Source organism: Devosia sp. A449 (assembly GCF_054489375.1).
The window spans coordinates 1-25,472 of sequence record NZ_JBTMWU010000009.1 but is presented as its reverse complement, the minus strand read 5'-3'; the positions used below and the strand labels follow the sequence as shown (position 1 = coordinate 25,472).

The window sequence follows — 25,472 nt, the reverse complement described above, 5'->3', positions numbered from 1 at the left end:
TCAGTTGCCCTTCTTTGCCTGTTTCTTGGCCGCCGAGGCGGCGAAAATGCTTTTCGCCCGGCCCGGCTTGACCACTTGCCGCGCGCGGCCCAGTGCCAGCGCATCGGCCTCGACGTCTTCGGTGATGACACTGCCGCTGGCCACCAGCGCGCCGGCGCCCACCGTCACCGGCGCCACCAGCGACGCATTGGAGCCGATAAAGGCGCCATCGCCGACAATGGTCTGATGCTTGTTGTAGCCGTCATAATTCACGGTGATGACGCCGGCCCCGATATTCACCCCGGCGCCAATCGTGGCGTCGCCGATATAGGTGAGGTGGCTAACCTTGCTGCCCTTGCCGATCTCGGATTTCTTGACCTCGACGAAATTGCCCACCTTGGCATCCTCGGCAAGGTTCGCCCCCGGCCGCAGCCGGGCAAAGGGTCCGACATTGGCGCGCGGCCCGACATGGGCGCCCTCAAGGTGGCTGAACGCGTGAATCACCGCGCCTTCCTCGACCTTCACCCCCGGCCCGAACACCACATTGGGTTCGATGGTGACGTCGCGGGCAATTTCCGTGTCGTAGGAGAACCAGACGCTGCCTGGGTCCTTGAGCGTCACACCGGCCTTCATGAAATCCTCGCGCCGCACATCCTGGAACAGGCACTCTGCGCGCGCCAGCTGGCTCCTGTCATTGACGCCCATCACATCATTTTCCGGCGCCAGCCCATAGCCGACCTTCTTGCCGGCAGCATTGGCCAGCTCCACCAGGTCGCCCAGGTAATATTCATTCTGAGAATTATTGGCTTCGACCTTGTCGATCAGGTCGCGGAACACCTCGGCGCGAAACGCCAGAATGCAGGCATTGCACAGCCCGATTCGGCGCTCGGCCTCGCTGGCATCCTTGTGCTCGCGGATCGCCAGCAGCGTGTCGCCATCGGTGATGAAGCGGCCATAGCCGGTCGGGTCTTTGGGTTCAAAACCGAGAATCGCCACATCCAGCCCATCATCCAGCCGGTCGAGCACCGCGCGGAAATTGGAGCCACGCAGCAGAGGGTGATCGCCGTAAACCACCGCCACATAGCCCTCGGCCTGCTCAAACAGCTCGCGCGCCATCGAAGCGGCGTGGGCTGTGCCCTTGGCTACGCTTTGCTCGAAATGCGCGACCCCGGGATGCAGCGCCGTCACCGTCTTGCGGATCGAGTCGTGTTGTGGCCCGGTGACCAGTGCAATCTGGGTCGACCCGGCTTCGCGCGCTGCCTGCGCCACGTGGCCGATGATCGGCATGCCGCCGACTGGATGCAGCACTTTGGGCAGTGCTGACCGCATGCGCGTCCCCTCGCCCGCCGCCAGAATGATCGTCAGCAGTTCGGTCATGACAGGTTTCTCCGCAATACAGTCGTTTGGCCGCGCATTTGCACAAATTTATGGCATGCAGCCGTTGGCGAACCCATAACGTCAGCCGCATGATTAGGTTCGGTGCAGTATATGATTCGATTGCACCTCTGGGGTAGCGCTTTGGCTAAAGCATCGGAGCAATTCCGGCAATCGGATGTCACCACCTGGGGCATAATTGCGCTGGTGCTGGGTGGTATTGCCGTGATGGGTGCTAATATTTCGGCCCTCGTCCCCCAGATGGTATTGGCGGGACTGCACAAGACCCGCCTCGAAGGCGCCTCGCTCGAGCAGTTGCGGCTGCAGGTGGCCGAATTGCGCGAGGAAACCGTGCGGCTCAAGCGTGACAATAGCGTGCTGACGGCGCGCTTTGCGCTCAAGGAGCAGCAAAGCAATGAAGTCACCCGCCGCGTCGGCGCGCTTGAGGTCAGCCTGCCGCTGCTGCTCGAGGCTTTGCCCGATGGCACCCAGATCGACCGCAGCAACCTGACGGCCGCGATCGGCAATGATCCGGCTGTGGTCTATCAGACCGATGGCGGCTCGGTGGTGATCCGCCAGCAGCCAATGGCCGCAGCGCAGCCGGCCGCCCCCGGCAGCCAGCCCCTGCCCGCGCCGCTGGTCCAGCTCGCTGCTGTGCCCAATGCAGCGGCCTATGGGGTCGCCCTGGGCACTGCGACCGGATTGGAACAAGCGCCCGAGGCCTGGCGCGACCTGAATATGAAGCTGGGTCCCCTGCTGTTCGGGCTGGCACCACTGCTGGCTGATGCGCCCGATGGCGGCGGCAAACGCATCGTTGTCGGGCCGATCCCGCAGCTCTCCGAGGCCACGGCACTCTGCACCCGGCTTGAACAAATTTCCGTCGCCTGCCTGCCCACGCCGTTCATTGGCATGCCGTTAGCCCAGTAAAGTCGCGCGATTGCGGTTGACAGGCGACGAAGCGTAGCTATGTTCCGCCGCGACGCCAGCAGCGTCAGACATGGTGTGTGCCGGTAGCTCAGTGGTAGAGCATTCGACTTTTAATCGAATGGTCGAGGGTTCGAACCCCTCCCGGCATACCATTCCTCATTTCTGAACGGGCTGCGGCAGTGTCACACGATATTATCGATCTGCTCAAGGTTTTGACGACGACCCTCCTGGTCTTTGCCGCCGGCACGCTGGTGATGCTCTATGTCATCTACCTGCTGGCCCAGTATGGCGCCAACCTGCCAATGGTGGGCTCGCTTCCGCTGAATGCGCCGCCCGAAATGGTGCCGCTGCTTGCTGACAATCGCCTGTTTTCGGCGCTGGCCGCCGCCCATGTCACCGCCGCCGGCCTGGCACTGCTGATCACCAGCCATACCATCGATATGGCCCTGCTGATTGCCTCCAAGGCCGTCACCGTGGTCATCACCGCCCTGCTCGGCTTTGTCGGCGGGCACATGATCTATCTGCAGCTGACGGAAAACGCCGCGCTCTCACTGGCGCCGCTGACGCCAGTGTTTATCGCGCTCGCCGCGTTCCTGGTGCTGTCATCGGTACTCAGCGTCTACAATCTGCGCCGGCTGGGCCATCTGCGCTTCGTCGTCGCCATCGCCATGGTGCTTATCGGCCCGCTGCTGCTGGTCTGGCTTTAGCCCTTAAGCCGCCAGCGTCACCACAATGGCCCCGCGGGTGGTCGCGACCACCGTATGCTCATACTGCACGCACAGCGCCGGCGGACGACTCACCAGCGTCCATTCGTCATCCGGCGACTTCTGATCCGCCAGATTGCCGCCCAGCGACAGGAAGGGCTCGATGGTGAACACCAGCCCGTTATTCATGCGACGGCGTTCCGAGCGATCCGGCCAGGTCGAAATCTCGCTGGGCTCGTCATGGAGGCTATCGCCGACGCCATGGCTGGCGAGGTTGCGGATCAGCGTATAGCCGCCCTTCTTGGCGAATTTGCCGATGGCGTTGCCGATATCGGCCAGCGGCGCGCCAGCCTTGACCGCGCGAATCCCCGCCCACATCGCCTTCTTGCCATCGCGGCACAGCGCATCCAGCCTGTCGGTACTCGGCGGCAGCACATAGGACGCGCCGGTGTCGGCGAACACGCCGTCCTTTGCCGCCGACACGTCAATATTGACCAGATCGCCGGCGTTGAGCACCCGGTCGCCCGGGATGCCATGGGCGATCTCTTCATTCACTGAAATGCAGGTGGCGCCGGGGAAATTATAGGTCAGCACCGGCGCCGAGCGGGCGCCATGCTGCTCCAGCAGCTTACGGCCGATCTCATCGAGTTCGGCCGTGGTCATGCCCGGCTGCATTGCCTCTGCCATCGCGTCACGCGTGAGGGCACAGATACGGCCGATTTCCTTGAGCCGTTCCAGCTCTTCTTCGGTGGTGATGGTCACCTGTTACCCCTTATTGGCGAGGTAATAGGCCAGCAGGCCCTGGGTAGAGCTGTCATGCCCCTCGCCGCTCTCCTTGCCCTCAACCTTGGGCAGCAGCGCCTTGGCCAGCTGCTTGCCCAGCTCAACGCCCCACTGGTCATAGGAATTGACGTTCCAGATCACGCCCTGGGTGAACACCTTGTGCTCATACAGCGCCACCAGCGACCCGAGCGTCTCGGGGGTGAGCTGCTCATAGAACAGCGTGTTGGACGGACGATTGCCGGGGAACACCTTATGCGGGGTCAGTGCCTTGATCTCGGCCTTGCCCAGGCCCTGCGCCTTGAGCTCTTCGACAACCTCTTCCGGGCTCTTGCCCAGCATCAGCGCTTCGGACTGGGCCAGCACGTTGGCGACCAGCTTGTCGTGATGCGGCGGCAGGCTCTCATGTGGCCTTGCGGCGATCAGAAAATCGGCCGGAATGACGTCCGTGCCCTGATGGATCAGCTGATAGAAGGCGTGCTGGCCATTGGTGCCCGGCTCGCCCCAGACGATGGGACCGGTGGACCAGCCGACCGGCTTGCCGGCCAAAGTCACCGATTTGCCGTTCGATTCCATGTCCTGCTGCTGCAGATAAGCGGCAAAGCGGCTCAGGCGCTGGTCATAGGGCAGCACGGCATGGGTCGAGAAACCCCAGACGTTTCGATACCACACGCCCAGCAGGGCCATGATCACCGGCAGGTTGTCTTCCAGCGGGGCCGAGAGGAAATGGCGGTCCATGGCGTCGGCACCGGCCAGGAACTTGGCGAAATTGTCATAGCCGACGGCCAGCGCAATCGGCAGGCCGATCGCCGACCACACCGAATAGCGGCCACCAACCCAGTCCCAGAAGCCGAAAATGCGGTCTTCACGGATGCCGAACTTGGCGCAGGCCGGGATGTTGGTCGACAACGCGGCGAAATGGTTCGGCACCGCCTCTTCGCCCAGCGTATCGGCGATCCAGTCGCGGGCCGACGCCGCGTTGGTCATGGTCTCGTCGGTGGTGAAGGTCTTCGACGCTACGATGACCAGCGTCGATTTGGGGTCGAGACGCTTCAGCGTGTCGTGGATATGGGCGCCATCGACATTGGAGACGTAATGCACGCGCAGATCGGCGCGGGTATAGGGCTCCAGCGCCAGCGTCACCATGGCCGGGCCAAGGTCCGAGCCGCCAATGCCGATATTGACGACATCGGTGAACTGCGCCCCGCCGTGGCCGCGAATCTCGCCGTTGCGGATGGCGTCGGTATAGGTCTCCATGGCCGCCAGCACGGCGCGCACGTCGGGCATCACGTCCTTGCCGTCGACCGGCACCGGCTTGTCGCCCTGATAGCGCAGCGCCATGTGCATCACGGCGCGGTCTTCGGTGATGTTGATGTGTTCGCCTTCGCACATCTGGTCACGGCGTTCCTCGACGCCGGCCGCGCGGGCCAGATCGAACAGCGCAGCCATGGCGTCTTCATCGATGCGGTTCTTGGAATAGTCGAGCAGAATGCCAGCGCCGCTCACCGAGTAGCGTTTGAAGCGGTTGGGATCGACGGCAAACTGGATGCGCATCGGTTGCTCTTCGAGGCGCTTGCGGTGCTTACCGAGGGTGGCGAAACTCGCCTTGCGTCCAGCTTTTGCCATGTCGAAAAACCTTTTCTAAAGTCAGATGACCGGCAGGTCGCCAGCGGCCCATGCCGCGCGCGTCTCTGCCGCAAAATCGTTGAACCGGCCGCCTTCGATCGCACCGCGGCAGCCCTGCACCAGCTCTTGATAATAGGCCAGGTTGATCTGGGAAAGGATCATCGCGCCCAAAATCTCTTCTGTCTTAACGAGATGGTGCAGATAGGCCCGGCTCCAGCGGCGGCAATTGAGGTTGGGCGACGCCTCGTCGATCGGACGATGATCTTCCTTATGCCGGGCATTTTTCAGATTGATGACGCCGAAGCGGGTGTAAACATGGCCATGCCGGCCAGCGCGCGTCGGATGCACGCAGTCGAACATGTCGATGCCGCGCCCGATGGCGCCCAGAATGTCGTCTGGCTTGCCCACACCCATCAGATAGCGCGGCCGGTCAGTCGGCAGCTCAGGGGTGATGTTGTCGAGCACCCGGAACATCACTTCCTGCGGCTCGCCCACCGCCAGCCCGCCCACGGCATAGCCGTCAAAGCCGATGGATTTCAGTCCCTGCGCCGAGCGGGCGCGCAAATCGGCGTCGTCGCCGCCCTGCACGATGCCGAACAGCGCCCGATTGAGCTGGTTGTTGAAGGCGGTCTTGGAGCGGTCGGCCCAGCGCAGCGACAGCTCCATCGCCCGTTCCATCTCCTTGCGCTCCGCCGGCAAGGCGATGCACTCGTCGAGCTGCATGATGATGTCACTGTCGAGCAGCGTCTGGATCTCGATGGAGCGCTCCGGCGTCAGCTCATGGCTCGACCCGTCGATATGGGAGCGGAAGGTCACACCCTTTTCCGTCAGCTTGCGCAATTGGGTCAGCGACATGACCTGAAAGCCGCCGCTATCGGTGAGAATCGGGCGCTGCCAATCCATGAAATTATGCAGGCCACCCAGCCGGTCGACCCGTTCGGCGCCGGGGCGCAGCATCAGATGATAGGTGTTGCCCAGGACGATGTCGGCGCCGGTCTCGCGCACCTGGTCGGGATACATCGCCTTGACGGTGCCGACAGTGCCAACCGGCATGAAGGCCGGCGTCTGGATATCGCCGCGCGGCGTGTCGATGCGGCCGCGCCGCGCCATGCCGTCGGTGGCGGATAGGGTGAAGGTGACTTGTTTCATGATGCCGGGTTGTAACCGCTCAATCGCCCCCGGACAACTGCCCGGCGCGACCGAATTCGGCCATGTTTGCTGACAAAATCAACGGTGTTGATGTGCTGATTTGCCAAGGGACCTATTGTTGATGCGTAAATTGCTTTTTCTGCTGCCGCTGCTGGCCGCAACCGCCCTGCCGACTATGGCGCAAGAGAGTGCCGGGCCATTGGGTGAACGTGACGGGAAATATGTCGGGTCCGGCGAAGGTGAGCTGTCCGCCGAATTCACCCATATCGAGGGTGATATCTACGCTGTGGACTTGGAAACCGTCGTGCCGATCGGCGATATGGGCGGCTGTGCCGGTGGCATTAGCGGCGAAATGATCATGTCCAAGAAGGGCGGCAATCTATTCGTCGAAAACGAGGACTATGATCCCGAGCTGGCCGACAACCCGATCAATGCCCGCGTGTGCGAAATCGGCATCCACTTTGAGGACGGTATTCTGGTGCTTGAGGAGCGTGACGGCTGCATGCAGTATCACGGCGCCTCCTGCTCCTTCACCGGCCAGTTGATCGGCGAAAACGCCGCCGGCTAAGGCGCTCATAGCTTCCCCTCGGGCCTGGCCCGAGGGTCGCCTATCAGTCCTCCGGATGGCCCGCCCGCAGCAGCAGCGACGAATCCCCATAGGAATAGAATCGGTAACCTTCGCGTATCGCGTAGGCATAGGCCTCTTTCATGACCGCCATGCCGGCAAAGGCGCTGACCAGCATGAACAGCGTCGATTTGGGCAGGTGGAAATTGGTCATCAGCGCATCGACGGTGGCGAAGCGAAAACCGGGCGTGATGAAAATATCAGTGTCGCCGGAGAACGCCTGCAACGTGCCGGTGGCCCGCGACGCGGTTTCCAGCAGCCGCAGGCTGGTCGTGCCCACCGCAACCACACGCCCACCCGTCGCGCGTTTGGCGAGAATGCGGTCGACCGTTTCCGGATCGATCTCGCCCCATTCGGCGTGCATCACATGGTCTTCGGTGTTGTCCACCTTCATCGGCAGAAACGTCCCTGCCCCGACATGCAGCGTCACCCGCTCAATGGTCACGCCCTTGTCGGTCAATTGCTGCAGCAGGCTTTCGGTGAAATGCAGCCCCGCCGTCGGTGCCGCCACCGCGCCGTCCTCAGCGGCATAGACGGTCTGGTAGTCCACCAGATCGCGCTCTTCCACACCGCGCTTGGCCCCGATATAGGGCGGCAGCGGCATGGCGCCGTGTGATTTGATGGCCTCGTCGAGCTGCGCGCCGCCGAGGTCGAATTCCAGCGTCACCTCGCCGGTTTCGCCCTTCCCCGCCACATAGGCGGTCAGCGCATCCGATTGACCGTTACCGAGTTCAAGCCGGTCGAGCAGCGCCAGTTTCTTGGCCGGACGAGCAAAGGCGCGCCAGGTGTGGGCATCCACCCGCTTATGCAGGTTGAACGACACATTGGCGCGGTTCTCGCCGCGAATCCGCGTGCCGCGCAGCTCGGCGGGCAAGACGCGGGTGTCATTGACCACCAGCACGTCGCCGTCTTTCAGCAACCAGAGCAGGTCGGGAATATGGTGATCGGCCAACCCATTGACCGGATCGACCAGCAGCAGCCGCGCGGAATCACGCGGCTCGGCCGGATGCAGGGCAATGAGCTGTTCGGGCAGGTCGAAGTCGAAATCGGATACAAGCATGGCTCGTGCCTAGCACAGCCCGCCAATTGGAGAAATCCGTTTGCGCATCACAGCAGGCGGATCATCAGCGCGCCGATGATCAACAGCACGGCGCCGGCCACCCGCCCCATGGAGATTTCACGCACCGCCGTGCCGAGAAAGCCGATCTTGTCGAGCGTCAGCCCCGCCAGCAATTGCCCGGTAATGGCCAGCGCCATCACCGCAGCGGTGCCGATCATCGGCGTCAGCACAATGGTGGAGGTAACAAAAAAAGCGCCCAGCAGACCGCCGGTGACAAACAGCCACGGCGCCGGTGCCGCAAACTGGATCGGGGTGCCATTGATGGCCGACAGCGCGAAGCTGATGCCCCACAGGGCAATGGCCCCGGCCAAAAACGACATGGCGGCGGCCGCGAAAGGCATGCCGAGGGCCTTGCCCAATTGCACATTGATCGGAGCCTGCGTGGCAATGCAGGCGCCGGCGATGACGCCGATCAACGTCCAGAGAACTACGTCCATTTTCATCCGTGGAAAGCCATCGGGGCGCCCACCTGAGTGAGCGCCCCGATCGGCAGTGCCTTAGGCAGCAATATCGGCTGCAACTTTGACCGAAATCATCTTGTCCGGGTTGATCACCGGCTCGCCGCGCTTGATCTCGTCGACATGTTCCATGCCTTCGATGACCTTGCCCCAAACGGTGTACTGCTTGTTGAGGAAGGGCGCGTCGCCAAAGCAGATGAAGAACTGCGAGTTGGCCGAGTCCGGGTTCTGGGCGCGGGCCATCGAGGCCGTGCCACGGACATGCGGCTCGGCGTTGAATTCCTGTTTGAGGTCCGGATACTTCGAACCGCCGGTGCCGCGACCATCGGGGCAACCGGTCTGGGCCATGAAGCCGTCGATCACGCGATGGAACACGACGCCATCATAAAAGCCTTCGCGCGCCAGCTTCTTGATGTGAGCGACGTGGTTGGGGGCCAGGTCGGGGCGCATGGCGATGACCACATTGCCCTTGGTGGTTTCGATGACGAGGGTGTTTTCCGGATCGGCGTAATCAGCCATGGGTTCAACTTTCGGTTGGGAAATCGTGGCCCGGATGTAAGGCCATTAGGCGACGGGTGCAAGACTTGGGAGCTGCAGGCTTTGACAGGGTGCCTGTCAGCCCCCCTCCCGGCCTCCCCCATCAAGGGGGAGGTGCCGTTCTGATTTTGCGACTGGATCATGCCCCCGAACTCGATCTGATACCTCCCCCATGATGGGGGAGGTTAGGAGGGGGTGGGGCAGCAAACACCAGGCGACGAGCCGACCTTAGCCGGCCCGAAACGACTTACTTATATTCGATCTTGGCGGTGACGATCTTGTCCGGATTGGCCACGGCGCCATTGGCCGATTGCGGGCCCTTTTCCAGCGCGTCGACCACGTCCATGCCCGACAGCACCTTGCCGAACACGGTGTACTGACCGTCGAGGAAGGTGGAATCGGCGGTGACGATGAAGAACTGGGAGTTGAACGAGTTGGGGTCCTGCGAGCGGGCCGCGCCGACCGCGCCGCGGACAAAGCTCTCGGCGTTGAATTCGGCGACCACGTCCGGCTGGTCGGAACCGCCCATGCCGGCGCGGGCCAGGTCGAAGCCTTCGGCACCGCTCTTGCCGAACTCCACGTCGCCGGTCTGGGCCATGAAGCCTTCGATGACGCGGTGGAACACCACGCCGTCATAGGCGCCCTGCTCGGCCAGCGCGATGATGCGCTCGACATGCTTGGGCGCAATCGCCGGCAGCAGCTCGATATCGACAGCACCGCCCTCAAGCGTGAGCATCAGATGCGGCGTACCGGACTGGGCGAAGCTGGGGGCAGCGGACAGCGCCACGGCGCCGATGACGAGGGCGCTGAACAGGCGGCGGGTAATATCGGTCATTTGGTTTGCAGGGCCTTGAGAACAATTTGCGGGACGAAGGCGGAAATATCGCCGCCCATCTCAGCGATTTGGCGCACTAATGTGGCCGAGATATGCCGAACCGGGGGGCTGGAGGGGAGGAAAACGGTCTGCAGGTCCGGCGCCATCTGCGCGTTCATGCCCACCATTTGCATTTCATAATTATAGTCGGTGGTGTCACGCAACCCGCGAATGATCAGCTTGGCGCCGTGCTCGCGCGCGGCATTGACCATCAAGCCGCTGAAATCGACAATCTTGAATTCTGTGTCGGTGCGCTTGCCCACCGGGGCCAGTGCCTGCTCCAGAATCGCCAATCGGTCCTCATGGGCAAATAGCGGCGTCTTCTTGCCTGGATTGATGCCGACGGCGACCACCAGCGTATCGACCAGCTTGCAAGCCCGCTCGATGACGTCGAGATGCCCGTTGGTCAGCGGGTCAAATGAGCCGGGATAGAACCCAACCAGTCTGCTCATCACGGCCTCCCCTTTGTTGTTATTAGGGTTTTGTCATGGGCCGACAGTGCTGGCAAGGCGGGGCTCACCCCGATTTTCGTCGCGCACCGACACTGCTCATGACCGCACTGACGAGCCCGAGCAGCACCAGCAGCCCGCCGCCGGCCAGAAAAGCGGCGGCGGTGCCGTAGGTGGCGGCGATGAAGCTGCCAATGAAGGGTGCCGATAGCATGACGGCTGTGATCACCGCCTCACCGGCGGCAAACACCCGGGCGATGCGCTCAGGCGGAGTCGCTGCCTGCACGATCGTGCGATAGGGCACCAGCATGAAAGCCGTAGAGCCGCCCATCAGCCCCAGCACGATGAAATAGGGCAGTATCGGCAAATCATAGCCCTGCAGCGCAACCAGCGCGAGGCCGGTGGTCACCAGGCCAGAAAACAGGGCTGCGCAAATCATGGTGGGCAATGGATGGCGTGCGGCCACGCGGCCGGCGACCAGCGCGCCGATCAACCCGCCGCCGCCCGAGGCGGCAATGCCAATGCCGAAGGCCGTCGCGCCTAGCCCGAAATCCTCGGTCAGCAGGGCAATCAGCGCGTCATAGAGAAAGAAGGAAAAATAGGCGACCGACGAAAACACCAGCGCCGCCAGCAACAGGCGGCTGCGCCCAAACTCGGCAGCGCCGGCCAGTAATTCCGTACGAAAATCAGCAGCTTGGCGCGGCGGCTTCATCGGCAGATTCAAGCCCAAAACCAGCACCGCGGCCAGCAGCGACAGCACCGCATTGAAGCCGAACACCGACTGCGCCGGCATCACCGCCAGCAGCAATCCGCCCAGTGCGGGGCCGGCGATTTTTGAGGTCTGGTTGATGGCCTGATGCAGGCCATTGGCGGCGCCGAACAGTTCTGGTGGCGTCGAGGCCTGGATGGCCGCCTGCCTTGCGGGGGTAAAAGCAGAATCGATGCAGGCCCGCACAAACACCAGTGCCAGCACGATGGCGGTATGACCGGCAAACATCAGCGCCAGCGTCGCCATCCCACGGCCCAGATTGCTCAGCACCAGAATGCGCGGCAAAGGCGTGCGATCGACCACCACCGCCAACAAGGGACCGACCAGCACATAGGGCAAGGTCAGGCAGAAGGCGAACAGCGCCAGCACCCATGGCCCCTCACCCCAGGCAAACACCAGCAGCGCGATGATAGCGGCATAGTCCAGCCAGTCGGCAAAATCGGCGGGGATCGAGGCCAGTGCCAGCCGGCGCGGCACCGGCAAGGCCAATAAGGCGCGGTATCCGGCTGGTTTTTGCGCCAATCTCAGGCCCGCTGCTGCAGCGCCAGCCACAGTCCGCCGGCCATCAGGATGACGCCGGACACGCGATTGACGAGGCGGACCCGGGCCGCCGTGAGCAGATGCCGAGCCCGGCCGGCGGCAATGGCATAGGCGCAGTCGCTGGCGGTGGCGACCGCCATGACGATCAGGCCCAGCACCATGATCTGGCCAAAAGCCGGGCGCGACAGATCGACAAACTGCGGCAGGAAAGCGCTGAGAAACAGCAGGGTTTTGGGATTGGACCAGTTGATTAGTGCACCCTGCCAGATATAGCGCCTGATCGGCAGCCGCGCGCCGTCGGTCAGCGCCAGGTGCCCATCGGAGCGGAGCATCTTCCAGCCGATCCAGATCAGATAGGCCGCGCCGGCCAGCTTGATGATCTCGAAGGCGCCGGACACCAGATTCATCACCGCCTCCAGCCCCACCGCGACGGTGAGCACCATGCTAAGCATGCTGAGTTCGGTGCCCAGAATGGTGAACAGCCCTGCCCTTGTGCCGCCGGCCAGCGCATTAGCGATCACCACCGAAACGGAGGGACCGGGAATAATCGAGAACAGCAGGCAGGCGAGCGCATAGGGCAGGATGATGGCCGGATCGATCATGGCGCGGGGCTCATTGCAGCAGGAGATGGTGCGATAACAGGCCACCACGCCCCGCGCTTGGCAAGAGCCGATCGCCGGCCCGCCCCAAAAAACCAAGGGGCGCCGAAGCGCCCCTTTTTCTTATTCCTCAGTCGGCGCCTCAGGCGCTTCGGGAGCGTCCGGTGCATCGGGCGGCGTGCCCTCGCCGCCGGTCTCCGGCGCGTCCGGCTCCTCCTCGGCTTCCGGCTCGCTGATATGCTCGACCGACATCACCTTCTCGCCCTCGGCGGTATCGAAGACGATGACGCCCTGGCTACCGCGCGACACCATGCGGATCGGCTTGTCGCCGCCCACCGGCAGGCGAATGGTCTGCCCGCCATCGGTGATCAGCATGATCTGGTCTTCGTCTTCCACCGGGAAGCTCGACACCAGATTGCCGTTGCGCTTGTTGACCGCCATGGCGACGATACCCTTACCGCCGCGCCCGGTGATCCGGTATTCGTGGCTCGAGGTGCGCTTGCCATAGCCGTTTTCGGAGATGGTCAGGATGAACTGCTCGGTGGCGCCCAGCTGGGCATAGCGCTCCTGCGGCAAATCGCCAGCCACCACATCGGCCTCGTCCGAACTATTCTCTTCGGCCTCGCCCTCGCCCCGCACCGCGCGGCTCATCTTGAGGTAAGCGGCCCGCTCTTCGGCCGAAGCGTCGGAGTGGTTGATCACGGCCATCGAGATGACCACGTCGTCCTTGGCCAGCTGAATGCCGCGCACGCCCATCGAGTCACGGCCCTTGAACAGGCGCACATCGTCCATGCGGAAGCGGATGGCCTGGCCCATGGCGGTGGTCAGCAGCACGTCATTATTGATCGATGCCGTCTCGACGCCGACGATCTGGTCGCCCTCATCCAGCTTCATGGCGATCTTGCCGTTCTGGCGCACTTCGACGAAGTCGGCCAGCGAGTTACGGCGCACCGTGCCGCGCGTGGTGGCGAACATGATGTCGAGATTGGCCCAGCTGCTTTCGTCCTCGGGCAACGGCATGATGGTGGTCAGCCGTTCGCCCTGCTCCAGCGGCAGGATATTGATCAGTGCCTTGCCGCGCGCATTCGGCGCGGCCAGCGGCAGGCGCCACACCTTGAGCTTGTAGGCAATGCCCCGGTCGGTGAAGAACAGCACCGGCGTATGGGTATTGGCCACGAAGAGGCGGGTGACGAAATCCTCGTCGCGCGTCGCCATGCCCGAGCGGCCCTTGCCGCCGCGGTTCTGCGAGCGATAGGTCGAGAGCGGCACGCGCTTGATGTAGCCCTCATGCGACACGGTCACCACCATGTCCTCGCGGGCAATCAGATCCTCGTCATCGAAATCGCCGACCACGTCGGAAATCTCGGTGCGACGCGGGGTAGCGAACTGGGCCTTGATCTCGGTCAGCTCGCTGCGGATGATTTCGACCACCCGCTCACGGCTGCGCAGGATGTCCAGATAGTCGGCGATTTCCACGCCCAGCCCATTGAGTTCGTCGCCAATTTCATCACGACCCAGCGCCGTCAAACGGGCCAGACGCAGTTCGAGGATGGCGCGGGCCTGTTCCTCGCTGAGATTGAAGGTGCCGTCCTCGTTGATACGGTGGCGCGGATCATCGATCAGCGCGATCAGCGGCGCCACGTCCTGGGCCGGCCAGTGGCGGGTCATCAGCTGCTCGCGCGCCGTCGCCGGATCGGGCGCGGTCCGGATCAGGGCGATGACCTCGTCGATATTGGCGACGGCCACGGCCAGACCAACCAGGATATGGGCGCGGTCACGGGCCTTGTTGAGCAGGAACCGGGCGCGACGCGTCACCACGTCGTGACGGAAGTCGATGAAAGCCTGCAGGATTTCGCGCAGATTCATCAGCTGCGGCTTGCCGCCATTCAGCGCAACGAAGTTGCAGCCGAACGAGGATTGCAGCTGGGTAAAGCGATAGAGCTGGTTGAGCACCACATCGGCCAGCGCATCGCGCTTGATCTCGATATAGACGCGCATGCCTTCGCGCGAGGATTCATCGCGCATATCGGCAATGCCTTCGATACGCTTTTCGCGCACCAGCTCGGCAATCTTTTCGACCAGCGTCGCCTTGTTCACCTGGTAGGGCAATTCGGTGATGATGATCGCTTCGCGTTCCTTGCGGACTTCCTCGATGGAGACGCGACCGCGTACCATCACCGAGCCGCGTCCGGTTTCATAGGCAGAGCGGATGCCGGCACGGCCAAGGATAATGCCGCCGGTAGGGAAATCGGGACCCGGCAACACCTGGAGCAATTCCTCGGTGAGCACCGAGGGATTGTCGAGCATCAGCAGCGCCGCGTCGATGGTTTCGCCCAGATTATGGGTCGGGATATTGGTGGCCATGCCCACAGCGATGCCGCTGCCGCCATTGACCAGCATATTGGGGAAGCGCGCCGGCATCACGACGGGCTCGTGTTCCGAGCCGTCATAGTTGGGGCGGAAATCCACCGTGTCCTTGTCGAGGTCATCGAGCATGGCATTGGTGATCTTCTGCATGCGCACTTCGGTGTAACGCATGGCAGCCGGCATATCGCCGTCGACCGAACCAAAGTTACCCTGACCTTCCACGAGCAGCTCGCCCATGGAGAAGTCCTGCGCCATGCGCACCAAGGCCATATAGACCGCGCTATCGCCATGCGGGTGATACTTGCCGATCACGTCGCCGACCACACGGGCCGACTTGCGATACGGCTTGTTGTATTCGTAGCCGTTCTCGCTCATCGAGAACAGGATGCGCCGGTGTACCGGCTTGAGGCCATCACGCACGTCAGGCAGCGCGCGACTGACGATCACGCTCATCGCATAATCGAGATACGACTTGCGCATCTCGTCGGTGATGGAAATCAGCGAAATGTCGGAGGGCGGCGGTGCGCCGGTTCCGTTCTGAGGCGTATCGGTCACTGGGGTGATTCTTGGTTGTTCGAACTGGGATTAATCTAGGCGATTCCGGGCGAAATTGCTAATTTCCCCTTGGCAAGCCTGTGGAGAGGCCACCCACACCATTTACCGGGCAGATACCGGCCTTCGCTTTGGCCGCGTCCGACAGCCGTCGCTGGATCGACGCTATTCTCGGCGCGCGGCCTAGGCTATGAAGCAATCATGGCAGATACCTATCGAGCATGGCTTCGCGGCGTCCTGAAATGGCAGAATATTGCAGTGATCGACCTGCGCTCCCTCGATGGGGTTGGCAAGCGGCTGCAAATGGCTGGGCTGAAGACGCTGGGCGAGATTGACGAGATGGAAGGCCCGGCCCTGCTGAAGCTTGATGGCATCGGCGTCGGCGTGGTGCGGCGCACGCGTGGCATCATCCGGACCTGCAAGGCCGAAGAGCGGCGTCGCCGGCCTGCCGAGCAGCGCGTCCGCCCGCCCCGCCCACCGGCATAACAATACCGCTCGGCGGCTGAACACACTGCCCACAGGCAATTATTCGCCCCCTGTCCGCCCCGCTGGACGCCTTCACGACAAAGCCGTACCAATTGCGCCAAATCGTCGCGTCAGGGCGGAGTCGGGTGCCGGTGTCAGTGGGTTTGTTTTTCAAACGTCTGTGGGCGCGCTTCGCCTATGATCGCTCCATCGGCTTCGGCCTCGAATATATCGGCCTGACCACCCTGCGCTATCCCCGCGCCGTGGCGCTGGCGGTACTGGCTTTTTCCATCCTCTGCTTCACCCAGATTCCGCGCGCCAATGTCGATGGCGATCTGCTGCGCGTCTATGCCCATTCCGGGGCCGAATACGACGCCTATGCGCAGCTGTCGGAAACCTTCGGTACCTTCGAAAACGACATCTATGTGCTGGTCAGCACGCCGCGCCTGACCGAGCCGGAAACGCTGGAACGCGTGCGCGAACTGGCCTTCGACCTCGAGCTCAATGAATTCGCCGTGGGCACCATGTCGCCCTTCTCCCTGCGCAAGCCTGATGGCAGGGGCGGTTCGGTTCCGGCCGTGCCCGAGGGCATGGACGATTTTGCCGAAGTCGCCCGGGCGCTGGGCGATTTGCAGCAGAACGATCCGATGATGCGCAACCTCATCACCCCCGATCTGGACGGGGTGGTGCTGATCGTCTTCCCCGACCAATCCATGACCAAGGGCGACGGCACCAGGGCGATGATCGCCAGCCTGCGCGCCACCGTGGCCCCCTATCAGGACGAAAACATCACCATCGAGCTGACCGGTCCGCCAATCTGGACCTCGGAAATGCTCAATGCCGCGGTGGACGACCAGGTCAAATTCACCGTCTGGGGCTTTGGCCTCGGCGCGCTGATCGCCCTGTTGGCGCTGCGCTCGCTGCCCGCCGCCTTGCTGGTGGCGGCCACGCCGTTCCTGTCGGTGATGTGGTCGATGGGCATGATCCTGCTGTTCTTCGGCTCGTTCTCCTTTCTCACCATCATCGTCACCACGCTGGTCCTGGTGATCAGTTTTGCCGAGTCGATGTTCTTCATCTTCAACTGGCTCGCCTATTGGCGCGACGGCATGGAGCCCAACAAGGCGGTTGATGCCACGGTTAAGTTGGTCGGCCCGGCCGCCGGGCTGACCATGCTCACCACGCTGATCAGCTTTGCCTCGCTGGCGCTGACCCCGGGCCAGGGCATTCGCGAATTCTCCTTCGCCGGTGCCATCGGCACCTTCCTGCTGTTTGTCTGCCTGATGACCTTCATGCCGCTGATGCTCAAGGCGGCGATCCGCATGGGCTTCAAGGCCCCCAAGCGCAGCAGTCTGGTGCTGACCGCGCCGCTGCCGCTGAGCTGGTTCCTGGCCAGCCGGTTCGGCCGCCCGCTATCCATCGCCGCCATCGTGGTCACGCTGGTGCTGCTGATCCCCTACGCGCTGATCAAGCCGCATTTCTCCTTCGAGGATTTCGTCGCCACCGATTCCAGCGCGCTGACCGCCGCTGCCGAGATCGATGAGGGCGTCGGTGGCGTGGCGCCGCTCTATATCCGCGTGCCGCTGCAGGATCATGACCCCAATGTAACGCCGCGCGACTTCGACACCATCCGCATCGTGCACGATATTCTCGAAGCCCATCTCGGCGAGAACAAGGTCATTTCGGCCGCCGCGCTGACCAACTACACCGATAACGGCTTTACCCGCGAGGACGTGTTCGACGCTGTTGGCCCCTTCATGCGTAAGCGCTTCGTTACCGATGATGGCAGCCAGGCGCTGGTCACCGGCTTCATGCCGACCATCATCGATTCCGACGATCTCAAGCAGTTGGTCGCCGATGTGAATGCGGAGATGGACGCTGCCGGCGTCACCGGCGCCGAAATCGGCGGCTTCCGCATCCTCACCACCTTCGCCACGGATAATATCGTCACCGGGTTGCAACTGGATCTGACGCTGTCGGTCATCGTCAATATCGGGCTGATCGGCTTTGCCTTCCAATCCTCCCGGGTGGCGCTGGCCTCGGCCATCCCCAATCTGTTCCCGGTGCTGGGCACCATTGCCTGGCTATATTTCACCGGTCAGGGGTTGCAGCTGACCACGGTCATTGCCCTGACCATCGCCTTCGGCATCGCCGTCGACGATACGGTGCATTTCCTGTCGCATTATCTGCATGCGCGGCGCGAGGAAGGCCGGCCGCATCTCGAAGCGGTCAAGCACACGCTGGATCGCATCGGCGGTGCCATCGTCGCCACCACGATCATCCTGTGTTCGGGCGTGGTGATTGTCACCTTCTCCGAGCTGCCGCAGGTGGCGCTGTTCGGCACGCTGTTCGTTTCGACGCTTGCCTTCGCCCTCGTGGGCGACCTGTTCATCCTGCCGGCGCTGCTGGCCGCCGGCGGCAAATTCTTTCACCCGCTGGGCAAGATCCGCGTGCGCACCGCCGACCACGAGCCGACGCCCGACGACCCGATGGGGGACACCGTCACCGGCGAAGGTGGCACGGAAGGCGCGCCCTGAATACTGCCGCTTGCGGGCTCATCGAGCGCCCGCCAAAATGCTGGTGACGCTGATTCTGCGACGGTTTGGTCCGGGCCTCGGTGTCGAATTGCCGGGGGGCGCGATTTCACTGGAGGCTTTGCTTAAATGACCTATTTCAGACCCCTGTGGCGCGCTGTCGCCCTCGCTGGTCTGCTGGCTTCTGCTGGCAGCGTCCCTGCCCTGGCCGGCCCCGCTGATGCTGCCCTGCTGAAGTCCTATATCGGGGACTGGCGCGGGCGCGGCGTGCTGATCGGCGCCAATACCGAAACCGTGGTCTGCCGCATGTCCCTGACGCAGGGCAATCAGGACAAGGTGAACTATAATGGTCGCTGCACCCTGGCCGGCACGCAATTGTCGGTAGCCGGCACCATGGTCTATGTCGAAGCCAATAAGCGCTTTGAAGCGGCGATGAGCTCCAACGCCACCTTTACCGGCGTGGCCGTGGGCCAGAAGCGCGGTAGCAGCCTCATCTTCAACCTGCGCGAGCGCGAGAAGGACGAAACCGGCAAGCCGCTCAATATCAGCGCCCAGATCACCCTCAATGCCGACGCCATTAAGGTGACCTTTGAGGTGGTCTATGTCGAAAATGGCGATAGCCTGCGCGCCGAAGTGCCGTTCTCCCGCTGACCCCGGTCGGGCGACCCGCCGGTCGCCCAATTTCTTTTTAAATCCATGGCCTTGGCACTGAAGAAATCTTAACCACGACACGCTAGCGTTCGGTAGTTCGTAGGATCGCCCAATTGCGTAGCCTTGCTGCCACCGCCCCCTCTGCAGAACCGGCCTTCGCCGGTGACTTCCCACACGACCATGCCTTTGACGGCCGCCTGCGCCGTCTTGCCAAGCTGCTTGGCGTGGGCAGCGCGCGGTTGACCAGCCTTGCCGCTGACAATGTGATGACCATCGCGTCGGTGGGTAATATCACGCAGAATCTGGCCGGGCTGGAGGCGCGTGCGCTGGCGGCGGAATACCCCTTGGTCATGGCCGATACCGCCATTGTCGGCGCCCGCTTTTATGCCGGCCTGCAGCTGCCCGCCGCCTCTGATCGCCCGCCGCTGCTGCTCAGCCTGTTCGACGCGCGCCCGCGCAGTCGCCAGATGGCCGAGCGCATCGTGGCGCTGGCGCAGGATATTTTTGCCCGCGCCACCATCAGCCGACAAAACCGCACCATCCAATCCCAGGCCGGGCGTATCGCCGCGCTGGAGGCCGAGGACCAGTTGCGGCGCCAGCTATTCGACCGGGCCTCGGCCACGGCGCGGATCGGGGTCTGGCAATGCGATCTGGCCGACAATGCCATCGCCTGGACCGACAGCGTCTATGACATTTTCGAGGTCCCGCACGGTGCGCCCATTACCAGGGAGCAGACGCTCACCCTCTATACCGATGCCTCCCGCCTGAAGATGGAAGCGGCGCGCGCCGAGGCGATCCGGACCTGCACGGATTTCGGGCTCGACGTGGAAATCATCACCACCACCGGCAAGCATCGCTGGATGCGGCTGACCGGTGCGGTGGATAGCCAGGATGGCGTGGCCAAACGCATTTTCGGCATGAAGCAGGACATCACCGACGAAAAGCTGATGGCCGACCGCACGCGCTATCTGGCCGAATTCGACGTTATGACCGGCCTCGCCAATCGCAGCCTGTTCCAGGCCCGGCTGATCCAGCTCGACGCCGGGTATCACACCGTCGGCACCCTGCTGCTGGTCGACCTCGACGGCTTCAAGCAGGTCAACGACACCTACGGCCATGCCGTGGGCGACGAATGCCTCAAGGAGGCGGCGCTGCGGCTGAGCGAAAGCTGCGTCGGCGCCGATCTGGTGGCGCGGATCGGCGGCGACGAATTTGCCGCGCTGCTCGGCCCCGACATCGCGCCCGACGCGGTCAAAGCGCAGGCCGCGAGCATTGTCGGCACCATGGGCCGCCCGCTCACCCGGTTGGGCCAGACCCTCACGCTCAGCGCCTCGGTCGGCGTCGCGTCATATCGCGGCGGCGCGCCGGAGGACCTGTTCCGCCAGGCCGACACCGCGCTTTATGCGGCCAAGGCCGCCGGTCGCAACACGTTTTGCGTGTTCGCCACCTGACCGATGCTGGTAGGCTGCCTGCCTGACTGCCTGACTGACTGACTGGCTGCCGGCCCGCCCCCTCCCACCGTCATTGCCCACATACAAAAAAGGGGAGCCGCTGCCCCCCTTTGCTGCCGTTCCTAGAACGGGATGTCGTCATCCATGCCGCCGGGCTCGAAGGCCGGGGCGTTGGCTTGGGGCCGACGGGCACCGCCGCCACCACCCTGAACGCCGCGGAAACCGCCGCCTTCATTGCCATAGCCACCCTCATTGCCGCGCGGCGCGCCGGCGCCTTCGCCTTCGCCGCGACCATCGAGCAGCGTCAGGTTCGAGTTGAAGCCCTGCAGCACCACTTCGGTGGAATATTTGTCGGCGCCGGACTGGTCCTGCCACTTGCGGGTCTGCAACTGGCCTTCGAGATAGACCTTGCTGCCCTTGCGCAGATAGCTTTCCGCCACGCGCGCCAGCCCTTCCGAGAAGATCACCACGCGGTGCCACTCGGTCTTTTCGCGGCGCTCGCCGGTATTCTTGTCCTTCCAGGACTCCGAAGTGGCAACGCTCAGATTGACCACCTTGCCGCCGCTGGGAAGGTTACGCACTTCGGGATCGGCGCCGAGATTGCCGACCAGAATGACCTTGTTCACGCTGCCTGCCATGGCGAATTCCTTTTTATTCAGTCCCGCCCTGTCGTGGCCTGGGACGCTTACTTACCGGTTGCACAGCCCTGCCGCCTCAACGGCGGTCCAGCAGATGTGCGGCCGCGACTTTACCGCTTCCGACAGCGGAAAGCGCGCGGGAACCGATTGTTTTAAACAACACTGTTCGTTCCCTTTATGTTCCAATTCAAACTGACCTGTCAAGCCGGCCCCTCCCCATCAGGGCGGGACCGGCGACAGATCAGGCTGGCGTCAGCGCCAGCGCACAGGCCTCGGCCAGAACCTTGTTGGGTGCCTCGGCTCCGAGCGGAGTCGCCCAGCCTGACTTTTCGATGATGCCGCGGCGCGAGAAGGCCGATGCCGCGGTGAATTCGGCCAGCACGACGCCAGCCTGCGGATCGGACTTCGAACGCTCCACGCAATACGGCGTCAGCGCCGTCGCCAGATTGCTGGCCGACAACTTCGCTGCTGCCTCCTGGGCGCTACCGCCGGTCACCCAGCCGCCCCAGGTAAAGCCGATGATGGCCAGGGCAACGGCGCCAGTCGCCGCGCCGTACAGCGCGGGTTTCGTCCATGCGGGAATGTTCATGAAAATCCGATCAGTGTCGGGACAGGCCGCAGGATTGTCGGCCAGACTGGAATGGTAGCACAGCGAAACCGGCCTGCGGGAACCGATTGCGGCATTTCTGCGGCAGCGCGGCGCTGCTGACACATCCTGTCAGCAGGCTTGGCCGACATCGGGGCGCAACCACTTTGGGGGCCAGCATGTTCTCCCTTGACCGAATCCTGTTCGTTCTGTTTATGTTCTTGTCGCGAATGACGCTTTGGCAAGCTTGGGGGACACGCTAAGGTGAGCGGACCGCCGGACGGCCATGCGCGCGAGCCGCTTGCAGCAGGAGCAGGCCGCGCCTATCTGTCTGGTCTTCCCGACCCCAAGCCTTCTGCCGCCGTGCCGCTATCTCGGCGCACCGAGCCATGGACTGAAATGATGACGCTAAAGCCCAGCCAGAACCGAGAGATCGTCGTCCGCGGCGCCCGCGAGCACAATCTCAAGGGCATCGACCTCCGGCTGCCGCGTGACAGCCTCATCGTGATGACGGGCCTGTCGGGGTCCGGAAAATCCTCCCTGGCATTCGACACCATCTATGCCGAAGGCCAGCGGCGTTATGTCGAGTCGCTGTCGGCCTATGCCCGCCAGTTCCTCGAAATGATGCAGAAGCCCGATGTGGAACATATCGAGGGCCTGTCGCCCGCAATTTCCATCGAGCAGAAGACCACGTCGCGTAACCCGCGCTCTACCGTTGGCACGGTCACCGAGATATACGACTATCTGCGCCTGCTGTTTGCCCGCGTCGGCGTGCCCTATTCGCCGGCCACCGGCCTGCCCATCGAAAGCCAGACCGTCAGCCAGATGGTCGACAAGGTGCTGGAGCTGCCCGAGGGCACCCGCCTGTTCCTGCTCGCGCCGATCGCCCGTGGTCGCAAGGGCGAATACAAGAAGGAACTGGCCGATCTGATGCGCAAGGGCTTCCAGCGCGTCAAGATCGATGGCGAATATCACGAGATCGAGGACGCCCCTGCCCTCGACAAGAAGTTCAAGCACGACATCGAAGTGGTGGTCGACCGCGTCGTCGTCGGCCCCGACATTTCCGGCCGCCTGTCCGAGAGCTTTGAGACGACGCTGAAGCTGGCCGATGGCATCGCGCTGATCGAATTCGCCGATGAGAAGACCGAGGACGGTACGCTCAAGCAGACCACCTTCTCGGAAAAATTCGCCTGCCCGGTGTCCGGCTTCACCATTGCCGAAATCGAGCCGCGTCTGTTTTCGTTCAACAATCCCTTCGGCGCCTGCCCGGCCTGCGATGGCCTCGGCACGGAACAGAAGATCGATCCCGACCAGATCGTGCCGGACCCGACCCTGTCGATCAAGGACGGCGCCATCCTGCCCTGGTCCAAGACCAGTGCGCCCTATTATCTGCAGACCCTGCAGGCCGTGGTGAAGATGTATGGCGCCTCGACCGGCACCGCCTGGAACGAGCTGCCCTTCGAGGTCCAGCATGCCGTGCTCTATGGCACCGGCAAGGACAAGGTCGATTTCGTCTATGATGACGGGTTGCGCCAATACAAGACCACCAAGGCCTTCGAAGGCGTCATCGGCAACCTTGAGCGTCGCTACAAGGAAACCGAAAGCGCCGGTATGCGCGAAGAAATCGAAAAATACATGTCGGCCAAGCCCTGCTTTGCCTGCGGCGGCTATCGGCTGAAGCCGGAGACGCTGGCAGTCAAAATCAACGGCCTGCATATCGGCCAGGTCACCGAGAAATCCATTCGCAATGCCGTCGAGTGGTTCGCTGCGCTGCCCGAGGCCTTCACCCCCAATCAGCAGTTGATCGGCGAGCGTATCCTCAAGGAAATCCGCGAGCGGCTGAATTTCCTCATCGATGTCGGCCTCGATTATCTGACCATGGCGCGCAATTCGGGCACGCTGTCGGGCGGCGAAAGCCAGCGCATCCGGCTGGCCAGCCAGATCGGCTCAGGCCTCACCGGCGTGCTCTATGTGCTCGACGAGCCCTCCATCGGCTTGCATCAGCGCGACAACGCCCGCCTGCTCGAAACCCTGCAGCGGCTGCGCGACATCGGCAATACCGTCATCGTCGTCGAGCATGACGAAGACGCCATCATGACCGCCGATTATGTGGTCGATATCGGCCCCGGCGCCGGCGTCCATGGCGGCCATATCGTCGCCGAAGGCACGCCGCAGGACATTCTCAATCATCCCGATTCCCTGACCGGCAAATATCTCTCCGGCCGCATGGGCATCCCCATGCCGGCCGAGCGCCGCGAAGCCCGGCCGGGCAAGCAGCTCAGCGTCAAGGGCGCCACCGGCAACAACCTCAAGAATGTCTCGGTGGATATTCCGCTCGGCCTGTTCGTCGCCATCACCGGCGTTTCCGGCGGCGGCAAGTCGACGCTGATGATCGACACCATGTATCAGGCCATTGCTCGACGTTTGAATGGCGCGCGCGTGGTTCCGGCCCCGCATGAAAGCCTCACCGGCCTCGAATTCCTCGACAAGGTCATCGATATCGACCAGTCGCCGATCGGCCGCACCCCGCGGTCCAATCCGGCCACCTATACCGGAGCTTTCACCCCGCTGCGCGAATGGTTTGCTGGCCTGCCGGAAGCCAAGACCCGTGGCTATGGCCCCGGCCGCTTCAGCTTCAACGTCAAGGGCGGCCGATGCGAGAAGTGCCAGGGCGATGGCGTGCTCAAGATCGAAATGCACTTCCTGCCCGACGTGTACGTCACCTGCGATGTCTGCAAGGGCAAGCGCTACAATCGGGAGACGCTGGAGGTCCAGTTCAAGGGTAAGTCGATTTCCGACATTCTCGACATGACCATTGATGAGGGTGTCGACTTCTTCTCGGCCGTCCCCGTCATCCGTGACAAATTCTCTACCCTGCAACGGGTGGGTCTGGGCTATGTCAAAATCGGCCAGCCGGCCAATACACTGTCGGGCGGCGAGGCGCAGCGCGTCAAGCTCTCCAAGGAGCTATCCAAGCGCGCCACCGGCCGCACGCTCTATATGCTGGACGAGCCGACCACGGGCCTGCATTTCCACGACGTGGCCAAGCTGCTCGATGTGCTGCATGAGCTGGTCGATGGCGGCAATACAGTGATCGTCATCGAGCACAATCTCGAAGTCATCAAAACCGCCGACTGGGTCATCGACCTCGGCCCCGAGGGCGGTGATGGCGGCGGCGAGATCGTGGCCATCGGCACCCCCGAAGACGTGGCCGCCAACGCCCGCTCCTATACCGGCCACTTCCTCAAGGAAGTCATGGCCCGCCGCCCGCATTTCGCCACCAAGGCGGCGGAATAAGCCCCATTTGCGGCGCCCGCAACGCGCCCCCCACAGCCTCGATGTCATCCCGGCCTTGAGCCGGGACCCATCCTGAGATGGTTCAGCCGGCGTGATCTGGCGATGAGCACCGTGGCTGGGGCAAGATTTTGCCCACCCACCGGCTTCACCCTCCCCCTTGCGGGGAGGGAGAGCGAGATAGGAGTTAGCCCTTGCTAACTCCGTCGTCGAGCCGGGAGGGGTGCGAGAGCCCCGATGAGCGTGGCCACCCCCCCCCCACCCTTGATCCCTCCCCGCAGGGGGGAGGGTGTCGACTGCGACATCTGTGCTCCTTCCCGGCCGTCACCCTCGGGCTTGACCCGAGGGCTCTGCACTTCCCCGGCCGCAGCAAGTTCAATCCCCTCGGGTCAAGCCCGAGGGTGACGATCCAGTTTTTGGAAAACTT

General features: G+C 63.2%; 22 protein-coding genes and 1 tRNA gene. 9 read left to right on the top strand and 14 right to left on the bottom strand.

Going from position 1 to position 25,472, the window contains the following annotated elements:
- Window positions 1-1,356, bottom strand: a complete 1,356-nt coding sequence (gene glmU / locus ACX3OW_RS19205; protein ID WP_459097404.1) for a bifunctional UDP-N-acetylglucosamine diphosphorylase/glucosamine-1-phosphate N-acetyltransferase GlmU — start codon at window positions 1,354-1,356, stop codon at window positions 1-3.
- A gap of 141 nt (window positions 1,357-1,497) precedes the next feature.
- Here glmU and ACX3OW_RS19200 point away from each other — a divergent pair, with 141 nt between their 5' ends.
- The 3 genes from ACX3OW_RS19200 to ACX3OW_RS19190 all read left to right on the top strand — a co-directional run bounded on the left by ACX3OW_RS19200 (window position 1,498) and on the right by ACX3OW_RS19190 (window position 2,987).
- On the top strand, window positions 1,498-2,280 hold the full coding sequence (locus ACX3OW_RS19200; protein WP_459097403.1) for a hypothetical protein: 783 nt from the start codon (window positions 1,498-1,500) through the stop codon (window positions 2,278-2,280).
- A gap of 77 nt (window positions 2,281-2,357) precedes the next feature.
- Window positions 2,358-2,432, top strand: a tRNA-Lys gene (locus tag ACX3OW_RS19195).
- Window positions 2,433-2,459: 27 nt separating this feature from the next.
- Window positions 2,460-2,987, top strand: a complete 528-nt coding sequence (locus ACX3OW_RS19190; protein WP_459097402.1) for a hypothetical protein — start codon at window positions 2,460-2,462, stop codon at window positions 2,985-2,987.
- Between the two features lie 3 nt (window positions 2,988-2,990).
- Here the strand turns inward: ACX3OW_RS19190 and map are convergent, their stop codons facing one another.
- Genes map through tgt form a run of 3 tightly spaced genes read right to left on the bottom strand, consistent with a single transcriptional unit; the run spans window position 2,991 to window position 6,539 of the window.
- Entirely contained in the window at window positions 2,991-3,746 is a 756-nt protein-coding gene (gene map / locus ACX3OW_RS19185) for a type I methionyl aminopeptidase (protein WP_459097401.1), read from the bottom strand.
- A gap of 3 nt (window positions 3,747-3,749) precedes the next feature.
- Window positions 3,750-5,390, bottom strand: coding sequence for a glucose-6-phosphate isomerase (pgi, locus tag ACX3OW_RS19180; protein ID WP_459097400.1), 1,641 nt, complete (start codon window positions 5,388-5,390; stop codon window positions 3,750-3,752).
- 21 nt (window positions 5,391-5,411) lie between these two features.
- Window positions 5,412-6,539 carry a tRNA guanosine(34) transglycosylase Tgt gene (gene tgt, locus ACX3OW_RS19175; protein ID WP_459097399.1) on the bottom strand — a complete coding sequence of 376 codons (1,128 nt, stop codon included), beginning with the start codon at window positions 6,537-6,539 and terminating at the stop codon, window positions 5,412-5,414.
- 121 nt (window positions 6,540-6,660) lie between these two features.
- On the opposite strand from tgt, the gene ACX3OW_RS19170 reads away from it, so the two are divergent.
- Window positions 6,661-7,107, top strand: a complete 447-nt coding sequence (locus tag ACX3OW_RS19170; protein WP_459097398.1) for a hypothetical protein — start codon at window positions 6,661-6,663, stop codon at window positions 7,105-7,107.
- A 43-nt stretch (window positions 7,108-7,150) separates the two neighbouring features.
- On the opposite strand, the gene queA is transcribed toward ACX3OW_RS19170, so the two are convergent.
- The 8 genes from queA to gyrA all read right to left on the bottom strand — a co-directional run bounded on the left by queA (window position 7,151) and on the right by gyrA (window position 15,432).
- Window positions 7,151-8,224, bottom strand: coding sequence for a tRNA preQ1(34) S-adenosylmethionine ribosyltransferase-isomerase QueA (gene queA, locus ACX3OW_RS19165; protein WP_459097397.1), 1,074 nt, complete (start codon window positions 8,222-8,224; stop codon window positions 7,151-7,153).
- Between the two features lie 47 nt (window positions 8,225-8,271).
- Entirely contained in the window at window positions 8,272-8,721 is a 450-nt protein-coding gene (locus tag ACX3OW_RS19160) for a DMT family transporter (protein WP_459097396.1), read from the bottom strand.
- Between the two features lie 60 nt (window positions 8,722-8,781).
- Entirely contained in the window at window positions 8,782-9,261 is a 480-nt protein-coding gene (locus ACX3OW_RS19155) for a peptidylprolyl isomerase (RefSeq protein ID WP_459097395.1), read from the bottom strand.
- A 265-nt stretch (window positions 9,262-9,526) separates the two neighbouring features.
- Entirely contained in the window at window positions 9,527-10,114 is a 588-nt protein-coding gene (locus ACX3OW_RS19150) for a peptidylprolyl isomerase (protein ID WP_459097394.1), read from the bottom strand.
- Entirely contained in the window at window positions 10,111-10,605 is a 495-nt protein-coding gene (gene coaD, locus ACX3OW_RS19145) for a pantetheine-phosphate adenylyltransferase (protein WP_459097393.1), read from the bottom strand. Before coaD ends, ACX3OW_RS19150 begins: the two co-directional genes overlap by 4 nt.
- Window positions 10,606-10,669: 64 nt before the next feature.
- A complete protein-coding gene (locus ACX3OW_RS19140; protein WP_459097392.1) occupies window positions 10,670-11,893 on the bottom strand; it encodes an MFS transporter in 1,224 nt (407 codons plus the stop codon).
- A 2-nt stretch (window positions 11,894-11,895) separates the two neighbouring features.
- Window positions 11,896-12,513, bottom strand: a complete 618-nt coding sequence (locus ACX3OW_RS19135; protein WP_459097391.1) for a LysE family translocator — start codon at window positions 12,511-12,513, stop codon at window positions 11,896-11,898.
- Between the two features lie 120 nt (window positions 12,514-12,633).
- Window positions 12,634-15,432, bottom strand: a complete 2,799-nt coding sequence (gene gyrA, locus ACX3OW_RS19130; RefSeq protein ID WP_459097390.1) for a DNA gyrase subunit A — start codon at window positions 15,430-15,432, stop codon at window positions 12,634-12,636.
- 198 nt (window positions 15,433-15,630) lie between these two features.
- Between gyrA and ACX3OW_RS19125 the strand changes: the two genes are divergently transcribed.
- From ACX3OW_RS19125 to ACX3OW_RS19110, 4 genes are all read left to right on the top strand, one after another.
- Window positions 15,631-15,915 (top strand): hypothetical protein, encoded by a 285-nt coding sequence (locus ACX3OW_RS19125; RefSeq protein WP_459097389.1) that lies wholly within the window; start codon window positions 15,631-15,633, stop codon window positions 15,913-15,915.
- 143 nt (window positions 15,916-16,058) lie between these two features.
- Entirely contained in the window at window positions 16,059-18,428 is a 2,370-nt protein-coding gene (locus ACX3OW_RS19120; protein ID WP_459097388.1) for an efflux RND transporter permease subunit, read from the top strand.
- Window positions 18,429-18,554: 126 nt separating this feature from the next.
- Window positions 18,555-19,076: a hypothetical protein gene (locus tag ACX3OW_RS19115; protein ID WP_459097387.1), complete on the top strand. Its 522-nt coding sequence runs from the start codon at window positions 18,555-18,557 to the stop codon at window positions 19,074-19,076.
- A gap of 113 nt (window positions 19,077-19,189) precedes the next feature.
- The gene (locus tag ACX3OW_RS19110) at window positions 19,190-20,527 is read left to right on the top strand and encodes a diguanylate cyclase domain-containing protein (protein ID WP_459097386.1); all 1,338 of its coding nucleotides are present in this window, start codon (window positions 19,190-19,192) and stop codon (window positions 20,525-20,527) included.
- Window positions 20,528-20,649: 122 nt separating this feature from the next.
- Here ACX3OW_RS19110 and ssb read toward each other — a convergent pair whose 3' ends face one another.
- Window positions 20,650-21,165, bottom strand: coding sequence for a single-stranded DNA-binding protein (gene ssb / locus ACX3OW_RS19105; RefSeq protein WP_459097385.1), 516 nt, complete (start codon window positions 21,163-21,165; stop codon window positions 20,650-20,652).
- A 241-nt stretch (window positions 21,166-21,406) separates the two neighbouring features.
- Window positions 21,407-21,754, bottom strand: coding sequence for a hypothetical protein (locus ACX3OW_RS19100; protein WP_459097384.1), 348 nt, complete (start codon window positions 21,752-21,754; stop codon window positions 21,407-21,409).
- A 399-nt stretch (window positions 21,755-22,153) separates the two neighbouring features.
- On the opposite strand from ACX3OW_RS19100, the gene uvrA reads away from it, so the two are divergent.
- Window positions 22,154-25,048 (top strand): excinuclease ABC subunit UvrA, encoded by a 2,895-nt coding sequence (gene uvrA / locus ACX3OW_RS19095; RefSeq protein WP_459097522.1) that lies wholly within the window; start codon window positions 22,154-22,156, stop codon window positions 25,046-25,048.
- Window positions 25,049-25,472 lie beyond the last annotated feature (424 nt).